The following is a 19,208-nucleotide window of genomic DNA, read 5'->3' as shown; positions in this document are numbered from 1 at the left end:
CGGCGCCCCGAGGGAATCCTCGGGGCTTTTTATATTTTCACGAAACCCGTCAGTGGGTTTCGACGGTGATGGCCTTAGCGGCCTTGCCGCCCGCCTTGGGAAGCTTGACCGTCAGCACGCCGTTTTTGTAATCCGCCTTGATCTTGTCCGCCTCCACCTCCACCGGCAGCTTCAGGGACCGGCGAAAGGAGCCGTAAGACGTCTCTCTACGATAGTAGTTCTCGTCTTCTTCTTCCTTTTCGTCTGTGCGCTCGCCGGAGATGATGAGCATATCCTTCTCCAACGTCAGGTCGATGTCTTTCGCGTCCATGCCCGGAATCTCCGCCTTCACCACGAGGCTCTTCTTGTTCTCCTTGATGTCCACGCTGGGCACGAACCGACTGCGGTCTTCGTCATCGGTCACAAAATCGCCGAAGAATTCATCGATCCAGCTCCGATCGGCGGCAAGCCACCAGGGCCGCATCTCATATCGTCTGTATGGAACCAGTTTCATTTTCGGCACCTCCTTGTTTTTTTCTTTCTATTGGTAAGATAATCACGATTTTGTCGCTGTCAAGGGGCTTTTGTTTTGGGCTTGTGATGGGACGGGGGATTCTGGTATCATGTCGTCGCTTTTATTATATAAGGAGCCGACTATGAAAATTTTCAAGATCGCTCTCATTATTGTTTCATTGATAATCCTGGCGGTCGTCTTCGGCGTGTGGGGATACATCGAGTATCTCGTTCCCTCGCCCGCGGGTACGGTGGTGTCTGAAAAGATCAGGGACGGGGCGAGTGTCATCATCGATGAATACGGCGTGCCGCATATCTATGCGGACAACACCTACGATCTCTATTTCGCCCTGGGATACGTCCAAGCCAGGGATCGCCTCTTCCAGATGGATTTTTATCGCAGGGCCGCGAACGGGCGCCTCGCGGAAGTTCTGGGGCCGGACCTGGTGGACGCCGATCGGTATTTGTTGACCATGGGCTTTCGCCGAACCGCCGAGGTGCAGATCGAACATCTCTCCCCGGAGTTGACCGAGACGGTCAACGCCTTCAGTGATGGGGTCAACGCGTTCATGGAGGAAAACCCGCTGCCGGTGGAGTTCAAGATCCTGGGCTACGAACCGTCCCCCTGGACGCCCGTCGATTCTCAGGCCATCGGAAACCTCATCAGCTTTCAGCTCGCAAGCTGGGCCTATGCCAACGAGATGTTCAATTACCTCCTCACCACGACGCTGGACGAGGAGACGGCAAAGGCGTTTCTCCCCCGGATTCAGCACGACGCCGTCTATATCACGGCGGACGCCGCGTCCCCATCACCGGACACCCTGATCTCCGATACGTCCCGGGAATTTCTCGACATGTACGTGATCCGGGATCGGGCCAGCAACAACTGGGTCGTCTCCGGCGACCTCACCGAATCGGGCATGCCGATACTCTGCGAGGACTCCCACGAAGAGGGGCCGGAGCTCCCCACCCAGTGGCACCTGGCCCACCTTTCCGGCCCCGATGTTGAGGTCTCCGGCGCCATGTTCCCAGGCGCCCCGATCTTCATCTTCGGCCGCAACCGTCACATCTCATGGGGCGTGACGAACTTCGACATGGACGTGCAGGATTTGTTTCTGGAGAAAATCAACCCGGACGACGAAACCCAGGTGATGTACGACAACGAATGGGTGGATATGGAGATCATCACAGAATCGATCCCGGTGAAGGACGACGCCGCCGAGGGCGGATTCACAACTGAATCGGTGACAATCCGCATCACCCCCCACGGTCCCATCATCAACGATATCGAGGATGATCTGGGGGAGACGCCCGTCAGTCTCTGCCGCATGGGGGCCTCCCCGTGGCCCCTGCTTGAAGGCTTTCTCATGCTCAACTCGGCAAAAAACTGGGATGAGTTCAACGAGGCGATGGCGATATACGCGGCGGGCCCCCAGCACTTCGTCTATGGGGATGTGGACGGCACCATCGGGTACGTGGCGGCGGGGAAATGCCCAATCCGCACAAACAGCATCGGCATGGTCCCGATGCCCGGATGGGACGGCGGACACGACTGGCGGGGATTTTACCCCTACGGGACGCTGACGATCCTCTCGAACCCGGACAAGGGATACATCGCCACCGCGAACAATCCGCCGATCCCAGAAAGCGACTTTTCGGTCTTCATCAGCCGCAACTGGGAGCCCTCCACCCGGGCCGCCCGCATCGGCGAGCTCATCGAGGGAGGAGTTCCCCTGACGACGGACGATATGGCAAAAATGCAGATGGACGTGACATCGAAGCTCGCCCAGGAACTTGTGCCGATCATGGTCGAGATCCTGACGGAGACGTCAACCGACGGGTACGAACAATACATCGAGGAGCTGGCCGCTTGGGATTGCGTGTCCACCGTCGATTCGGTCGGCGCCACCCTCTATCACACCACCTTCAATACGCTTTTGAAGGTGGTCTTCGCCGATGAGCTGGGCGAGGACCTTTTCAATAAACTTTTGGGAGACAAATCCACCGCCGTCAGCACCCTCACCCGCCTTCTCACCATCGAGCAGGATTCCCCCCTGTTCGACGACATCACCACCGACAAAACGGAGACCGTCACTGATGCGGTGACGGAGGCGTTCGGTGAGGCTGTGGCATTTCTGACAGACGAATACGGAAGCGATCCGGAAAACTGGCAGTGGGGACGGGTGCATCCCATCGAGTTCGCCCACATCTTCGGCGAGGTGGCGCCGCTTCGGCCCTTTTTCAACTACGGCCCCTTCCCGTTCACCGGGTGCGATCAATCCATCAACCGGGGCGGGTACGACCAGCGAAACCCATACAACGTGAACATCACCGCATCCATCCGCTACATCGTCGACTTCTCCGACCTGGAGAACTCGCTGATCGTCCTCTCCACCGGACAGTCCGGGTTCCTTGGAAGCCCCCACCGGACGGACATGGCCGACATGCTGCTGGAGGGGACGTACATCCCCTGGTACATGGACCGGGAAAACTTCGAGGACACCGCCGAGGGCGTCATCACTTTTATGCCGAAATAGAAAAAAAGCCGGGGGATCGATGGACATCGATCCCCCGGCCCGTCTTGTAAACACACTTTTTCGCCCCTATTTCCGACGCATCCCGAACAGCACCCTGACGGGATTCCACCGCCTGACCAGGAACTCATAGAACAGCATGGTGGCGGCAAACGAGGTCGTCACGATGACGGTGAATTTCCACCCGATACTCCAGCCAGCCTGCACCACGTAATACCCGATGGCGACAATTACCGTCTGGTGCAGTATGTAGACCGGCAGGGCGGCCTCGTTGCAGTATGTCAGCGCCGGCCCCGGGCGGTCGAGGAAGCGGTTTCCCAGCCACAGGATCGCCACAAGCCACAGCCACGTGTTGATCGTGCGAACGATCGTCACGATCACCCACCATCCGGGGTTCTCCCACCCCCCGACTCCGATAGTCAAGCGAATAACGAGGTACACCGACATCAACACCACCCCCGCAGCCAGGGCAAGGGGTCCGTGACGGTTGATGATTTCGGTGAATCGATCGTCCGCCATGAGGATAAATCCGTAGGCGAAGACGAGCTGGTAATAGGCGTGGAGCATCCAGTCGCTGATAAGGTCATGAGTTTGGGGCCAAAAGGGCTCAAGGGTCACCCGTACGATCGCCAGGGGAATGAACAGGAGTAAAATCGCTCCCCGCTTTTCACAGAAATTAGCCAGGCGGCGGATGCGTGCCTTTCCGGATTCACTCTTGAGCCATATGAAAACCGGGAGAGCTACGAAGGAATAGAGAAACAGATATGCCAGAAACCAGAGGTGCTGCCAGCTTATATTCCCCTCGGGATAGGGACCGCCGTCAAAGCTGTATCTCGGGAAAAACGAGAAATATCCCCCGGAAAACAGACCCTCCTGCAACCGCTCGAAATAGAGCTGGGGCGGGCAGACGACAAGCATCCCGAACACCAGCGGAACAAACAATCGGGTAACACGTTCGCGAAGATACCGGCCTCCTGTCTTACTCCTGAGGGCATACCAGCTGGCGGCCCCGGAGATGAGGAAAAAGAGCGGCATGTGCCACTGGTGAATAAAATGGGCGAACACGCCCACGGCGACACTCAATTCTTCATTCTTGAGGTGCCAGTCCCAGGGGACGAATATCTGGGCGGTGTGAAACGGAAAGAGGATTAGAACGGCCAGGACCCTGAGCCAGTCGATATCGTACCGTCTCGTCTCCATGCAAAAGAACTCCTCTTCAAAAAAAGCAGGATACAAAACCCTGTATCCTGTAAGCTCCACACTGCCCCTTCCCCCTCCGCCTTTCACGTCCGGAGAAATGGTGCGTGCCCCTCATTCACCCCGAAACAGCCGATCCCCCATGTCCCGGGGGAGCCCGGACTCGTAGATTTTCTCGGCCGCTCGTGCGATATCATAGGAAACCCGGCGAACGGTGAAGACGCCCTCTGTCATATCAAGCAGGCCGTACGACGCCCGGGGATCACCGTCCCTGGGCTGACCCACACTGCCAGAATTGAATATGTATCGACATCGCCTTTCAAGAGAAATCGGCCCCTTTTCATGATCGATGCAGCGTATCTCCCCCCTTTCCAAAGAAAACACCCCGGGCCTGTGGGTATGCCCGACGAGCAGTACCCTGTGTTCCGATTTCTCAAACGCGTCCTCTGCGTCCGTGCGCGTCTCCGTATATCGCCACAGATGCGGCCTGTCCGGGTGGCCGTGTACCAGGTGCATGCCGTTTTCCACCTGGTGCATGACGAGTCGCCGAAGCCACCGCACCTCGTCTCCGGTTACGGCGTCGATGGTCCACCGGAGCGAGGCCAGCGCCGCGGGGCCGAGATCTTCCATCCCCAGGCTCGTGGCAGTGATCTTGTCATGATTTCCCGCGATCAGCACGTCGCACACGGAATCCAAAAGCATGATGCATTTCCGGGGATCCGCGGCATATCCCACCGCGTCGCCGAGAAAAAAGACCCGATCCGCTCCCACCTTTTCGATATCTTCGACCACAGCACTCAGGGCCTCCAGGTTTCCATGTACATCTGAAATGATCGCATATTTCATCGTCGCATCACCACCGCATGAAGATTGTGACCGTTTTCATATGTTCATTCCGCGTATGACCAAAAAGGCATACACGTAAAATCGAGGAGAGATTCTTGTTTATAACTTACACTACGTATCCCGACAACACTTGTCAAGTCAATTGCACGCAAAAATTGGACGGGAATCTGAATGCTGCGTACCGCGCCCCAAAACCCGTTTCCCGGATACGGAGCGATTTGTTCTTGACAATCAATCAATCGTTTGATAGACTCACTCCATGAACCATCCCTTTTCTTTTACCACATGGTGTGATAGGATGATACACATCAAAATAGGAGGCTTGTATATGAAATTCGGATTTCGATTGCTTCTTGCCACAATCCTGTGCCTTTCGCTCGCGGCCGGCGCATACGCCATCACCGGCACCGAGATCGTCCAGAACGTGCATGACCGGGACAACGGTGACTCCGCCGCCAGCGAAACCACCATGATCCTCATCAACGACAAGGGACAGGAAAAGGAGAGAACCGTTCGCATGATCAGCAAGGATTACGGCGATTTGTCCAAAAGCATGATACGCTTTTTGGCCCCCGCTGACGTGAAGGGAACCGGCTTTCTGGTGTGGGAGAACGACGACCGAGACGACGATCAGTTTCTCTACCTGCCCGCCCTCAAGCAGGACCCCAGACGCATCGCCTCGTCGGAAAAGAGCTCCCGCTTCATGGGAACCGAGTTTACCTATGAGGATATGGAAAACAGAAAGGTCGAAAAGGACACCCATACATACCTTCGGGATGAACAGCTTAACGGATACACCTGCCACGTGGTGGAAAGCATCCCCAAGGAGGGTGAGGAATCCCAGTACGGCAAGTTCATCTCCTGGGTGCGTCCGGATATCTGGATTCCGATACGCATCGAGTTCTATGACGAAAACATGGAGCTATTGAAGATACTGACCGTCTCGGAGATCAAAGAGATCGACGGCATCTGGACGACCACCGAGAGCCTGATGGACAACGTCCAGGAGGGACGCAAGACCATACTCAGGATCAACGAGATCCAGTACAATCTGGATATCCCGGATGACTACTTTACCGAGCGATATTTGAAAGAATAGCCGTGAACAACGCGCAACGAGGGGCCGCCGGTGTATCTCTGGCGGCCCTGCTGTTCTTTTTTTTCTGTGCCGTTTTCGCCTCCCCCACCCTCGCCCGGGACGAGACGATCGAACCGACGGCGGACTACCTCAATCCTCCCATACACCACGAGGACATCCGCATCCTGGTGGAAGACGTCAGGAAATACCTCCTGGCCCGGCTTTCGTCCATCGATGAAAATATCGAGCGGGTTACCGCCGCCCTGATCTTGGCAGACGACCCGGTCCTCCGCCGGGAACTGGTCGATGAGCTGGAGGAGCTCACACGGCTCAGGTCTGAGACCATAGCAGTCGCCGTGGCCGAGATAGGCGACCTCCGGGTGCGGGATGTGGAGCGCAGTGTGGAAAAACTCGCCACGTCTCCAAAGCCTGTGATCATCGACCGCATGAACCTCTCCCGCATACAGTCGTCACTGGACGATCTCTTCGCCCCGGAAACCGAGTTCGGCGGGTATCTCAAGATGCGCTGTAACACCGATATCGTCTGGGATAATCCCCGTGAGGATCTCTTCGAGATGCATCCAAAAGCGTACGTAAAGCTGAGACACCCGGTGAGCGATAACCTATCGTTTTTCGTATCCGCCCACGGGCAGTACGAGGTCTACACCGGCGGGCGGACCCACTACGATTACGAGGTGGAACTCGATGAGGCGTATCTTGACGTCTCATTTGGTTCATTCGATATCAGGATCGGCAACCAGGTGTTCGCCTGGGGAAGGACCGATATCATCAATCCGACCGACAACCTGAACGCTCTGAACGTGACCAATTTTCTCACCGGAGATACGGAGGAACGGCGGATCCCGGTGTTCGCCCTCAAGATGGATTATTACCGGGAGAACACGGTGTTCGAGCTGGGCCTGGTCCCCTTCTACCAGGATCACGAGATGGCCCTATGGGGGAGCGACTGGGCGCTGTACCGGCCCGGCATCGTCACCGAATACAGCGGCGGTTACCTCCCCTACAGCGAGGTGATCGACGACGAAAGCATGGAGGTGCTGGACTGGGTCGTCAGAAACTACAGCTCGCCCAATCCCCCGTCATACAGCCTGGAAAACCTCCAAGGGGGGGTACGGATATCGTCTAAATTCAAAGGCTGGGATTTTTCCGTCTCATACGCTTATCTCTTCGATAAGATCCCCACGATCTACTTCTCCGACGGCCTGTACAACGCGATCGAAAACGGAAATATACCGGGTTATATCGCCTCCCTGCCGATATATGAACTGACCGAATCCGCTTACCTGGAGCATAAGCGCCTCCACGTGGTTGGCCTCGATTTCGCCACCACCTGGGGAGCCTACGGCATTCGGGGGGAGGGCGCGCTCTTTCTCGGCGCGTATACGTACACGGACGTCCTACGCCCCACGCAGAAAAACTATCTCAGGTACGTCATCGGCGTGGATCGAATCTTCGGCGAAAACCTCTACGTCAACCTCCAGCTCGTTCAAAAAATCATCTTCGACTACGACGGCGACCTGTTGGAAGAGGAAGTCCAGAACATGCTGACGTTGAGCGCGAATAAAAAATTTTTCAATGATACGTTGATTCCTGAAGTGACTCTATCATATAATATTACTGATGGGGATTTTTATATCACCCCCAAGGTGACATATAAATACACCGACACCCTGGAATTTACGCTCGGGGCGAATATCTATAACGGGGATCCCTACACGATTTTCGGCCTGTTCGAGCACAACGATCAGTTTTTTCTTGAGATAAAATACCATTTTTAAGGTCTGAACCGACATGGATACACAGCTCTCCATTTTTGTCGCCTTCTGGGCCGGCATCGTCAGCTTCATCTCCCCCTGCGTGCTGCCGCTTTTGCCCAGTTACCTGACCTTCATCACCGGCATGTCCTTCGACGAGCTGACCGGTGAAAATAAAAAATCGGTGCGCCGGGCAACGGTGCTGCACTCGATATTCTTTATCATCGGCTTTTCCATCGTCTTCACGGCCTTGGGGGCGCTGTTCGGGCTGATGGGGGGGGCGCTCTTCACCTACAAGGAGATCATCCGAAAGATCGGGGCGGTGCTTCTTATTGTCCTGGGGATATATATCAGCGGCCTGATTCGCATGATGCTGCTTCGGATCCAATACGGCATGATCGAACGGGAACGGGAGCCGGGGCCGATCCTCTCATTCTTCATACGGCTCTTCTCCCTGATGGACACCGAGCGAAAGGTTCACCTGAAACAAAAGCCGGCGGGATTCATCGGAAGCTCTCTGGTCGGAATCACCTTCGCCGCGGGCTGGTCTCCCTGTCTCGGCCCCATCGTGGCGGCGATCCTGAGCCTCGCGGTCATTGGAGAATCCTCCAACGCCCTCTACGGTGTTGTCCTGCTCCTTGTTTTTTCACTGGGACTGGGCCTCCCCTTTCTCCTGGCGTCCCTCGCGTTCAACTCGTTTTTGGCCCTCTTCAATCGCTTTAAACGCTTTATCCCGGCGGTGAATATCGTCGCCGGTTTGCTCCTGGTGGTACTGGGAGTCTTTCTCTTCACCACCGGTTTCGAAGCCATTCTCACCTATATCCTGTAACGTACGGAGGTATCATGACCGACGAAAAGAAACCTTCAGACGAACGTCCCTCTTCCGAAGAATTCATCGGTGACGCGAAGGAAGATATCGCCGCCGCGGGCGGCGCCGGTTCCTCAAAATCATCGAAATCCGGCGGGACAAAAAAGTCGAGCGGCTCAAAGCGAGCGACAAAACCGAAGGCCGCCCCCGAAGCTCCGAAGAAACCGGAAGGTCAGGATACGGTCGGCGACCGCAACCTGGCCCTCATCGCCCACCTCGCCGGCGTCCTGCTCTACCCGGCCCCCGGCCTGAACATCATCATTCCCGGCCTGATTCTGATTCTCAAGGGAAACGAGGACGCGTTCGTCGGCCACCACGCCAGGCAGTCTCTGATCTTCCAGAGCATTATGACCGGCGCGATGATCTTGTTTACTATTCTCAGCTTCGTACTCATCGGCCTCCCGGTGCTGCTTTTAACGATGGTGTGCCATGTGGTCTTCGTCATCATCGCCACCTTCGCCGCCTCACGGGGAGAATGGTATACCTACCCCCTGATGGATCGGGTCTGATATAACACACGGAGCCTCGTATGAACACACAGGGCACAAATCGGCTTCTTTCCGGCCCAGAGCGGGACACGCCCGATCGAAGTGTCATCAATTGGGCCGTCGCGGCCCACGCCTCCGGCTTTCTCCTCTATTTTTTGTACGGGCTGCACCTGCTCATCCCGTTGTTCATCATGCTGACCGAGGGAAAGAAAAACGGCTTCGTCAATCACCAGGCCCTGCAGGCGCTGGTGTTTCAATCGATTATGCTTCTGCTGCTGAGCATCGGGGGGATACTGACCCTGGTGCTGGCGGGATTTCTGATCGTTCCGGTGGTGGCCGTCATCCATCTGGTACTGACCACCATCGCCACCATCAATTCGTCAAAGGGCGAGCGCTATTGCTACCCGCTTCTGGAGGGGCTGGGTACCGATGAGACATCGTAGCGCCCCGCCCTCAGCGCCGCGGATACCGGTTTCCCTCCCCTTCAACGCCCGATGCCCTCGCCGGCTCCGCTTTCGACATACAGACATCTCACAACGATGCGAAACCGCCCCATGAAGGGCCTGTGTCCTTTCATCCGGGGATTCCTTCACGCGAAAACAGGAGAGGTCCCCGACCTATCTCTCATCTCATTCCGGCATCCTCTCAATTCGGCGTTCCCCATCGACTCACAAAAAAAACCGCCGGGGCTGAGATTTCTCCCAACCGTCGGCGGGTTTTTGTCTTTCGATTGTGTGTCGAGCGGGGTATATGCGGCGCTCGATCGCCGTGTCTATTCCTGTGCCGGATACCTCGATCCGGGCACCGGCTCCAGGACCGTCAGCCTGTCGGTGCCGGTGTAATAGTTGAAGTTGTACACGGCGATGACCTCACCGGAGTCCGGATCGTCCCGATTCACATAGGAGATGTTGAACATCTCCGATCCGGCGAAGTACGTCCCCGCGAGGTATTCGTTGAGGTCTTCGATATCCTTCTGTGAAATATCCTCATCCACCCCCACGCTCAGGGAATCCTTTCCTTCGTCCAGGATGACATGCGCCGGCACGGAGCCGCGATCCCAGAAGGGTATCGTCTCCGGGGGAGTCGGGCGGGATTGATCCTGGTCAGGCACCGTAGGGGTTTCCGGCCCGAAAATCTCCGGTACCTCAAAGGTCTTCTCGCATGACCTGCTCACGAGGAATCCAAACAGGACAAGCATCAGTATCGTCACCAGCAGGATGATTGAACATGCGGCGCAGAAAAATCCGAGAGGCGAATGTTTCTTTTCCGGCTGGATGGGTCCGCCGGCGATGTCTTGTGTCATGTCAGTATTCTCCCTGATTACGATAGCGGGAGTCGAGATCACCCGCCCGGTTGAGATCATTTTGTGCGTCGTCGCCTCTGTCCATCAGGATTAGAAGCTGTGCCCGGTTGTAATAGCATTCGGCGCACGTATCGTCGAGCTCTATGGATGTATTGAAATCCGCCAGTGCCCGATCGAATAACCCGAGATACGACAGCGCCGTACCCCGATTCGCATACGCGTACGGGTCCTCGGGTGTCAACTCGATGAGGGTATCGAAGTCGGTTATTGCTTCCTCGAAATACCCAAGACTCAGCTTGAGAATCCCCTGGAGCTTGTAGGCGTCCGGAAAGTTTGGGGCCAACTCAATGGTGGTATCCAGATCGCTTTCGGCGTCTTCAAACCGCTCCAGGGAAATGAGGGCGTGCGCCCTGTTAAAATAAGCCAGGTAGAGATCCGGGTGCCCCTGATTCAATTCAACGGCGATCGTATAGAGAGACACGGCCTCCTTGTACTCTCCCTCTTCCAGCATCTCGTCCGCCTTGTCCCAAACGGACTTTTCATCTTCAGCCTGTGCGGACCGAACGCCGCCCATTCCAAGAACCGCTCCCACAATAACGAACACCAGCGTGATGTGCATGAGCCACTTTATTATCTTCACGTCGTTCTTCCGCCCTCGGTATGATGCTAATCTAATTATGATATATAAATAACGGGCAAAATGCAAGAGGAGTTTCATCTCGACGGGACGCCTGTTTCCCGAAAAAACGGCGTCGCATCGCCCATGCAGCCGATCTCATGCGTCTTTTTTTGCATTAGGCCGATCCAATGCCAAAATGATCGTCGCGTTATCGTCTTGCCCACACACATCTCCCCCATCCGGTCGCATCGCATCCCGTAAAAACGGACTGAAAAGTCGCTCCCCTCAGAATCACACCGCCCTTATCGGCGGACCAAACTGAAAACCGCCGTCTTTTTAAGACGGCGGTCATATGATGTTTCATAGGGGTGAAGATCGACGACGGGAGGCCCGGGCTACATGACCAGCATGACCGGTATATCGGTACACTCCACGACCTTGACGGATATGTCCCCCACCAGCACCCGTCGGGGACCGATCTTCCCGGATTTGGGCATGATGATGAGGTTGACGTCGTTTTTCCTGGCGGCCTCACAGATAACCGAGGCCGGCTGTCCGTCCCGTATGTCGATAAAAATCTTCATTCGTTCTTCCGGGGCGGATCTCTTTATGGAATACAGCATCTTGTAGCTGTCTTCTTCCAGAACCTTTCTATGCTCATCCCTCTCCAGATCGGTGACTTCCTCTCCCATCTCCAGGCTCTTGGAGCTGATCACGTGCAGGAGAATCAGTTCCGCCTTATGTACCTGTGCCAGTTCATAGGCGAGATTCACGGCGTTTTCGGATTTTTCCTTTGTCTCAATAGGAACCATAATCCTCTTAAACATAGTGCCGATACCTCCCTCTATAATTCCTTCTCCAGTTTGGCCTTAACCCGCTTCATCTGAAAGAACGCCTCTCGCTCTTTCTCGGCAAGGTTATCGTCCAGAAATCTGGCCGTTTCCTCATACTGGGGAATAAAGATATTCTCCAGGGCGTTGACCCGACGCTGGGTTTTTTTCAACTCCATCGCCAGCCGCCATACCGCCACCTCCACCTCGGAAAGCTGTGTCAGTTGTCTGAGCGCCGTGCGAAAGAGCGTTACCGCCTCGTCCAGTGCGGCGGTGGTGCCGCTGGGGGAATAATATGGTTTTTTCTCCCGCGTGGTGATGTCGATGATCGGCACCACCACCCCCATGATCGATCTCTCGGTGAAGGAAACGCTGATGTCCGGGGAAACCGCCATCGCAACCGCCTTCACCCTGTTGACACCCATGTTCATCAGGGCCTGTTTGAAGGCTCGATACGCCTTCTCAAGCTGCTCCTCGGTATTTTTCCTCGCCCGGCGCACGTCCTCGATCATCTGCATCACCTCCATTACGAGGATTTCTCGCTTCTGATCGAGGAGCTCGTAACCGTTTCTGGCGAAATCAAGATCCTCCTTGATCTTGATCAGGTTACTCTTCGTGGGCGATACGTTTAGTTTGTTTGCCATCGATTATTCTTCCAGGACCTTAGGGAGATATTTGTCAATCTGCTCCTCCTTGACCCGAACAAGCTCCGCCCGGGGCAGGACGGAGAGCAACTCCCATCCTCGATCCATGCTGTTGTAGATGCTTCTATCCTCGTTGATGCCCTGCCTGATGTAGGTGTCTTCGAACTGCTGGCCGAACTCCAGGTATTTCTTGTCCACCTTGGAGAGCTCCTCCTCCCCGATAACCGACGCCAACATCTCCACCTGCTTGGTGGTGGCGTACCCGGAGTAGAGCTGGCTTGAGAGGTTCGGATGATCCTCTCGGGTTTTTCCCTCCCCGATACCGTCGTTCATCAACCGGGAGAGAGACGGCAGCACGTTGATCGGCGGATAGATGCCCTTTTTGTCCAGGTCCCGGGACAGCACTATCTGCCCCTCGGTGATATAGCCGGTCAGGTCCGGAATCGGGTGGGTGATGTCGTCGTTGGGCATGGTGAGGATCGGGATCTGGGTGATGGAGCCGTTGAGCCCCTTGATGCGTCCCGCCCGCTCGAAGATGGACGACAGGTCGGAATAGAGGTATCCGGGATATCCTTTTCGACTGGGCACCTCGCCCTTAGAGGTGGATATCTCCCGGAGGCTCTCGCAGTAGTTGGTCATGTCGGTGATGACAACCAGTACGTGCATGCCCTTGTCGAAGGCCATGAACTCCGCCATCGTCAGCGCGCACCGGGGGGTCACCAACCGCTCGATGGACGGGTCGTCGGCGAGGTTGAGGAACATGACCACGTTCTTGAGGGCGCCGCTTTCCTGGAAGCTCTTGCGAAACACCTCCGCCACGTCGTGTTTGACGCCGACGGCGGCGAAGACCACGGCGAACTCCTCCTGTTCCCCCAGAATCTTCGCCTGGCGGACGATCTGCGCCGCAAGCTGGTTGTGGGGGAGGCCCGAACCGGAGAAGATCGGCAGCTTCTGCCCCCTGACCAGGGTATTCATCATATCAATGGAGGAAATCCCGGTCTGGATGAAGTCTCTGGGATACTCCCTGATAATCGGGTTGATGGGCGCTCCGTTGATGTCCCGGTGGGTGTCGGTAATCGGCTCGGCCCCGCCGTCTATGGGAAGCCCGATGCCGTTAAAGACACGACCCAGCATGTCGGTGGTCACCGGCAGGCGCAGGGCTTCACCGAGGAACCGAATCTTGGTGGTGGTGGTATTGAGGCCCGAGGTCCCCTCGAACACCTCCACGACGGCGATGTCGCTTCCCACCTCCAGCACCCGCCCGTGGCGTTTTTCGCCGTTCGGGTGGGTGATCTCCACCATCTCCTCAAAGCCCACGTTTTTGATGTTCTCAATGAAGATCAACGGGCCCTTGATCTTCCGCAAGCCTTCATATTCTTTGACAACGGCCATACACGCTCCTTATCAGGATACAAGGACGTCGAATTCCTGATCGATCAGCTTTCCAAGCTCGTCGAAATCCTCGATTTTGGAGTTTTCGATCTTGCCCTTCATACGGTTGAGTTCGTTCAGGATCGGCATTTCCCTGATTTTGTAGATGGGAACACCCTGATTGATAATAATCGATGCCCGCTGGAAGAAGTGCATGATAAGGATGAGCATCTTTATCTGCTTTTTCGGCATGCAGTACATGTCCACATCGTCGAAGGCGCTCTGTTGCAGAAAGGCGTTCTTGATGAGTTTCGCGCCGTCGACGATCAATTTCTGCTCGTCGGGGAGGGCGTCCTCGCCCACGAGCCGGACGATCTGTTGCAGCTTGTCGTCGTTTCTGAGTATCTCCATGGCCTGGCTCCTGAGAACCTTCCAGTCACGGTCTCCGTTCTCCCTCCACCATCCCTCAACGTCGTCCAGGTACTCGCTGTAACTGTCCATGTAATTGATGGCCGGGTAGAACCGGGCATACGCCAGCTCCTTGTCCAGACCCCAGAAACAGCGGACAAACCGCTTCGTGTGCTGGGTGACCGGTTCCGAGAAGTCGCCGCCCGGGGGCGAAACGGCGCCGATGGCGCTCACGGATCCGATAACCTCGCAGAGGGTCTCCACCCGTCCGGATCGCTCGTAAAACTCCGCCAGTCGGGTGGCGAGGTACGCCGGGAAACCCTCCTCCGCCGGCATCTCCTCCAGGCGTCCGGAAATCTCTCTGAGGGCCTCGGCCCACCGTGAGGTGGAGTCGGCCATGATGGCCACGTCATAGCCCATATCTCTGTAGAATTCCGCCAGGGTGATCCCGGTGTAAATCGAGGCCTCACGGGCCGCCACCGGCATGTTTGACGTATTGGCGATAAGGATCGTACGCTCCATCAGAGGCTTCCCGCTTCGGGGGTCCTGGAGCTTGGGAAAATCCACCAACACGCCGGTCATCTCGTTGCCCCGCTCGCCGCACCCGATATAGACGATCAGGTCTGCGTCGGACCACTTCGCCAGGTTATGCTGGGTGACGGTTTTCCCGGTGCCGAAGCCGCCGGGGATCGCAGCGGTGCCGCCCTTGGCGATGGGAAAGAAGGTGTCGATAATGCGCTGTCCCGTCACCAGGGGTACGGACGGGGCGAGGCGCTCTTTATAGGGCCTGCCGTGCCGTACCGGCCAGCGATGATACATCTTGACCTTTTCGACACCATGTCCCGTGTCCACCTCGCAGATGATCTCCTCGATGGTATACTCGCCCTGGGGGGCGATATATTTTACCTTTCCGGAAATCGCCGGGTGGAGCAGCACCCTGTGGGTGAGCACGAATCCCTCTGGAACGCTGCCCAGCACCGCGCCGCCCGTTACCTCATCCCCCACCGACACCTCCGGCGTAAAATGCCACTTCACATCCCGGGAGAGGGGAGAAATCTGAACACCGCGCTCAATAAAATTACCGGTGCTCTTCAGGATCGCTTCCAGGGGACGCTGCACGCCGTCGTAGATGTTGCTGATGAGACCGGGACCCAGTTCGACCGACAGGGGAAATCCGGTTCCCACCACCTCCGCCCCCGGTTTGAGGCCGGTTGTCTCCTCATATACCTGTATGGTGGCGATATCGCCCTCAAGTTCGATAACCTCCCCGGAGATTTTATCCTCGCCCACAATGACCATCTCCATCATCCCCAGCTCTTTTTCAATACGAGCCTTCACCACCGGACCGCTTATCCAAATGACAGACCCGACCTTGCCTTCCATCTTTTCTCCTTTAATCGAAAAGGATTTCAGATACTTTCGCTCGAATCTCGTTTTTGATTCTGTTGAGCATGCTGTCAAAGGTGTTGTCTATGGAGACCTTGCCGTTTTTTTCCCGGACAACGACACCGCCGATATCCTCGTCAACCTCCTGGAGCTCAAGCTTCAGCCCCTTTTTTCTCGTCTCCTTCTTGATCCTGTTGACGACGGAATCTGTGAGGCTGAATGAATCATGCTTCGAAACGACTATCGTAAATGAGTTCCCTTCAAGCTCCCCAATGGATGCGATAATGTGTTTTTGCAGGATGTCCGTGTATTCCTTGGTCTTCTTGAAGGTCTTGAACTTCTCCCGGGCCAGGGCGAACGCCTCGTCGATAAGTGATTCCCTGCAGTTGAGAACCATCCGTTTCACTTCCATCTCTTCGGTGGAAAGAATCTTTTGTTTCTCTTTCTCTCCGGCGTATCTGCCCTGGGTGATTATTTTTTCGGCATTTTCAGAGGCCTTTTGAGTCGCCTCTTCGATGTACTTGTTGGACATCTCCTGGGCGCTCTTGATTATCCACTCCGCCTTGTCCTCGGATTCACTGATGACGACTTTTCCAAGATTATCAACGGTCTCCAACGGTGCCATACACACACCTTTTTCTTTGAATACTGTTTCTTTTTAAATTTTCACGCCTATGGCCGCCTTCACCAAATCGGAAATTGTGATTTTGTCCTCCAGAGGCCCGGACATATCGGGGATCTCCAGCACCAGAGGATAGCGGCTGTTGATCATGATGTCGTCCAGTTCATCTCTGAGGGCCTGGGCGTATCGTTCCGTAATCAGAAGAATGCCCACCCGACCGGAATCCATCACCTCCCTCAGGGCGGCGTATGCTTCCCGATCGTCCTTTGCCACACGGCCTTCTATCCCGGACAGGGAAAAACCGAGTACCGTGTCGTGGTCTCCGATGATGAAATAATCCATATTCTACTCTCAGGCGTGATACGATTGCCTTGGATGTGTCCACCGGTTATATTCGCTTTTGCCTTCCATAACCGGCCGAGATTACAACTGCCCCAGTATCATGATCGAAATGATCAAACCGTAGATGGCGATACCTTCGGCAAGACCCACGAAAATCATCGCACGACCCAACAGCTCCGGCCGCTCGCTGATGGCGCCCATCGCCGCAGATCCGACGCCTCCCACCGCAACTCCTGCGCCCAAGGCGGCGATCCCTGTGGAAAGCGCCGCAGCAACAAAACCCCACCCCACTGCCGAATCTCCCAATGGGGCCGATTCCGGGGCCGCGTGACCGCCGCCTGTGTCGGTCCCATCCTGAAAACCATAACTCACATCCGGCACCAACGACACCAGCAATCCAACGCCCGCCGCTGTGAAAAAGATGAGGGCGTTCAGGGCGATTAATCCAACAATAACCTTTTTAAACTTCATACCAAAAACTCCTTTTAGGAATGTTTGTTTTATTTTTTTAACGCGTGATATCCGTATCTTTCGATGTCCCGATTTTCATGGGGACAAACGCTTCTCCGTTGCCCGAATAGAATTTGCTGAAGAATTCATAGTAAATCAACCTGACGGACTGAATGGAGACAACCAATCCCTCAAGACCAACGATGAGAATATTGCCACCCAGCTCCATCAGAAACGACGGCGCCTGGCCCGGTACCATCGCTTTCAGCTGAAAGACCCCGAGGAACAGCGCCGCGTGGGCCAGCGAAAACGCCGCCACCCTGATAAACGATATAGTGTTTGAGAGGTATCCGGTACAGGTATCGAGCACCTCCACAAGGGAGCCGAGGAAATATGATATCGGATCGTGAATCAAAGGTCGCTTTCCCGAGAAAAGGTGATACAGCGGCTCCCGTAAAAATATCACCAGGAGCGGAACGCCGAGGATCGTCAAAAACACCCACAGGGGCACACCTAGGTTGCCTGTGGCGATGAACTTTATCATAAACGCCACTGCCGCCCAGTAAAACAACGCACCGGCAAGACCATGGGTTTCAAATATACCCCGCTCCATATCCCGGGAGCGAAGGGAGTTTATCAGGTTGATAACCAGACCAATGGAAAGAAACAGAATCCCGAACGCCACCGTCACCGCCATAAGAGTCGTGATGTTGTGCATGGGATGGAAGATCAGGGCGGGGATCACATCCTCGTACCCGAAAATACTTCCAAAACAGAATCCGAAAAAGATCGATGAGACGCCCGCCCGAAGCAGGATCCCGCCGATTTCCTCGGCGGCGGGCACTTTTTTGGTCAGAAGCCATCCGAGAAACGCCAGGACAAATCCATGGCCCACATCTCCGAACATCACACCGAACATCAATAAAAACGCCACGCCGATAATCGACGACGGCTCGATTTCGGTGTAATCGGGAGAGCCGTATGTGGTGACGAGGGCCTGGAAGGGCTTTAACAGTTTCGGATTTCTCATGATAACCGGCACCTTGACTTTCCCGGTTTTCACGCCCTCAACCTCTTCGGCGGGTGTCACCTCAAGGTAGAACAGATCCCCCAGAAGTTCCGCAAGCACCCGTTTCAAATCATCGACGCTTTTTGCCGGTATCCAGCCGGTAATCAGAGCGGTACTCTCGGAAAGTCCCATGGACTTGACCGAGACGAGAATATCCAGATTCGTGGTCAAGTGTTCCCTGATGCGCAACAGTTCATTTCGATAGGTCCAGCCGAATCCTCGCAGCTTGTTCTCCCCCTCTCCGATCCGCACCTTCAGCTCGTTGATGCGACCTTCGATCTGCTGCCTCGCCTCTCCCGGCGTCCCGGCGCAATCCTGGGGGAGAGGAAGAAACTCAAAGAGCATATTTTTGAGCTCATCCTCCAGGGTCTCCGCATCTTCAGGGAGACAGAAAAACGCGCTCAGCTCCCGGTCGCCCCGGGTCTGAATGGGAATGTATGTGGTGAATTTCGCGGTGATCCCCTCTTCAAGGAGACGAACATGCTTGGAGGGAAAATATCCGTAAAACATACGGAGCATCGTCAAATCCCTCATGTGGGAAACATCCACATCGACGGGCGTCAGGTTGTCGAGCCGCCTGAGGTTGTCCTCCTCGATGTTGAGTTTGTCTCTGAGGGTATATATCTCGTCGTTTATGGACCGTATCTGGGAGTGATAGGCCTGTATTTTTTCTTCCAGTTCATCAATGTCATCAAGGGGATTAACCTCGTACGTGCCCGGTATGGCGGGCGCCTCTTCGGTGATTCCGGCATGGTCAAAAATCTCATCAAGCTGCCGCTTCGCTGTCTGATACCGGGAGACCACTTCAAGTTCCTGGCCTGGTGTCCAACCCATTTCAGAAAGCCCCGGGGTGCCTCCCACCTCCACCAGGTGCATAATCCCCAGG

19 protein-coding genes are annotated in these 19,208 nt (G+C 55.5%); 6 read left to right on the top strand and 13 right to left on the bottom strand.

Annotated features, from left to right (window positions below; translation table 11 throughout):
- Positions 1 to 49: 49 nt before the first annotated feature.
- Positions 50 to 493 (bottom strand): Hsp20/alpha crystallin family protein, encoded by a 444-nt coding sequence (locus JW885_05115; GenBank protein ID MBN1881535.1) that lies wholly within the window; start codon positions 491 to 493, stop codon positions 50 to 52.
- A gap of 142 nt (positions 494 to 635) precedes the next feature.
- On the opposite strand from JW885_05115, the gene JW885_05110 reads away from it, so the two are divergent.
- Positions 636 to 3,029: a penicillin acylase family protein gene (locus JW885_05110; GenBank protein ID MBN1881534.1), complete on the top strand. Its 2,394-nt coding sequence runs from the start codon at positions 636 to 638 to the stop codon at positions 3,027 to 3,029.
- 66 nt (positions 3,030 to 3,095) lie between these two features.
- Here the strand turns inward: JW885_05110 and JW885_05105 are convergent, their stop codons facing one another.
- Complete coding sequence (locus JW885_05105) at positions 3,096 to 4,226, bottom strand: acyltransferase family protein (protein ID MBN1881533.1); 1,131 nt, start codon at positions 4,224 to 4,226, stop codon at positions 3,096 to 3,098.
- Between the two features lie 111 nt (positions 4,227 to 4,337).
- Positions 4,338 to 5,069 (bottom strand): metallophosphoesterase family protein, encoded by a 732-nt coding sequence (locus tag JW885_05100; protein MBN1881532.1) that lies wholly within the window; start codon positions 5,067 to 5,069, stop codon positions 4,338 to 4,340.
- Between the two features lie 328 nt (positions 5,070 to 5,397).
- On the opposite strand from JW885_05100, the gene JW885_05095 reads away from it, so the two are divergent.
- The 5 genes from JW885_05095 to JW885_05075 are packed head-to-tail and all read left to right on the top strand — an operon-like array spanning position 5,398 to position 9,721.
- Positions 5,398 to 6,168, top strand: a complete 771-nt coding sequence (locus JW885_05095; protein ID MBN1881531.1) for an outer membrane lipoprotein-sorting protein — start codon at positions 5,398 to 5,400, stop codon at positions 6,166 to 6,168.
- A 2-nt stretch (positions 6,169 to 6,170) separates the two neighbouring features.
- A complete protein-coding gene (locus JW885_05090; protein ID MBN1881530.1) occupies positions 6,171 to 7,946 on the top strand; it encodes a hypothetical protein in 1,776 nt (591 codons plus the stop codon).
- A gap of 13 nt (positions 7,947 to 7,959) precedes the next feature.
- Positions 7,960 to 8,751 carry a sulfite exporter TauE/SafE family protein gene (locus tag JW885_05085; GenBank protein MBN1881529.1) on the top strand — a complete coding sequence of 264 codons (792 nt, stop codon included), beginning with the start codon at positions 7,960 to 7,962 and terminating at the stop codon, positions 8,749 to 8,751.
- 14 nt (positions 8,752 to 8,765) lie between these two features.
- Positions 8,766 to 9,299, top strand: a complete 534-nt coding sequence (locus JW885_05080) for a DUF4870 domain-containing protein (GenBank protein MBN1881528.1) — start codon at positions 8,766 to 8,768, stop codon at positions 9,297 to 9,299.
- Between the two features lie 20 nt (positions 9,300 to 9,319).
- On the top strand, positions 9,320 to 9,721 hold the full coding sequence (locus JW885_05075) for a DUF4870 domain-containing protein (GenBank protein MBN1881527.1): 402 nt from the start codon (positions 9,320 to 9,322) through the stop codon (positions 9,719 to 9,721).
- 329 nt (positions 9,722 to 10,050) lie between these two features.
- Here JW885_05075 and JW885_05070 read toward each other — a convergent pair whose 3' ends face one another.
- The 10 genes from JW885_05070 to JW885_05025 form a co-directional block, all read right to left on the bottom strand.
- Positions 10,051 to 10,581, bottom strand: a complete 531-nt coding sequence (locus JW885_05070) for a hypothetical protein (protein ID MBN1881526.1) — start codon at positions 10,579 to 10,581, stop codon at positions 10,051 to 10,053.
- A gap of 1 nt (position 10,582) precedes the next feature.
- Positions 10,583 to 11,221 (bottom strand): tetratricopeptide repeat protein, encoded by a 639-nt coding sequence (locus JW885_05065; GenBank protein MBN1881525.1) that lies wholly within the window; start codon positions 11,219 to 11,221, stop codon positions 10,583 to 10,585.
- A 374-nt stretch (positions 11,222 to 11,595) separates the two neighbouring features.
- Positions 11,596 to 12,027, bottom strand: a complete 432-nt coding sequence (locus JW885_05060; protein ID MBN1881524.1) for a universal stress protein — start codon at positions 12,025 to 12,027, stop codon at positions 11,596 to 11,598.
- 17 nt (positions 12,028 to 12,044) lie between these two features.
- The gene (locus tag JW885_05055; GenBank protein MBN1881523.1) at positions 12,045 to 12,674 is read right to left on the bottom strand and encodes a V-type ATP synthase subunit D; all 630 of its coding nucleotides are present in this window, start codon (positions 12,672 to 12,674) and stop codon (positions 12,045 to 12,047) included.
- A 3-nt stretch (positions 12,675 to 12,677) separates the two neighbouring features.
- Positions 12,678 to 14,066 (bottom strand): V-type ATP synthase subunit B, encoded by a 1,389-nt coding sequence (locus JW885_05050; GenBank protein MBN1881522.1) that lies wholly within the window; start codon positions 14,064 to 14,066, stop codon positions 12,678 to 12,680.
- A 12-nt stretch (positions 14,067 to 14,078) separates the two neighbouring features.
- Entirely contained in the window at positions 14,079 to 15,836 is a 1,758-nt protein-coding gene (locus tag JW885_05045; protein MBN1881521.1) for a V-type ATP synthase subunit A, read from the bottom strand.
- Between the two features lie 10 nt (positions 15,837 to 15,846).
- A complete protein-coding gene (locus tag JW885_05040; GenBank protein MBN1881520.1) occupies positions 15,847 to 16,464 on the bottom strand; it encodes a hypothetical protein in 618 nt (205 codons plus the stop codon).
- A 33-nt stretch (positions 16,465 to 16,497) separates the two neighbouring features.
- Positions 16,498 to 16,803 (bottom strand): V-type ATP synthase subunit F, encoded by a 306-nt coding sequence (locus JW885_05035; protein ID MBN1881519.1) that lies wholly within the window; start codon positions 16,801 to 16,803, stop codon positions 16,498 to 16,500.
- Between the two features lie 81 nt (positions 16,804 to 16,884).
- Complete coding sequence (locus JW885_05030; GenBank protein ID MBN1881518.1) at positions 16,885 to 17,274, bottom strand: ATPase; 390 nt, start codon at positions 17,272 to 17,274, stop codon at positions 16,885 to 16,887.
- 37 nt (positions 17,275 to 17,311) lie between these two features.
- Positions 17,312 to 19,208: hypothetical protein (locus JW885_05025; protein MBN1881517.1), on the bottom strand; the 1,897-nt coding region annotated here is incomplete at its 5' end.

The organism is Candidatus Zymogenaceae bacterium (assembly GCA_016931225.1).
GTDB lineage: Bacteria > Desulfobacterota > Zymogenia > Zymogenales > Zymogenaceae > JAFGFE01.
This window is presented reverse-complemented; position numbering and strand designations above follow the sequence as displayed.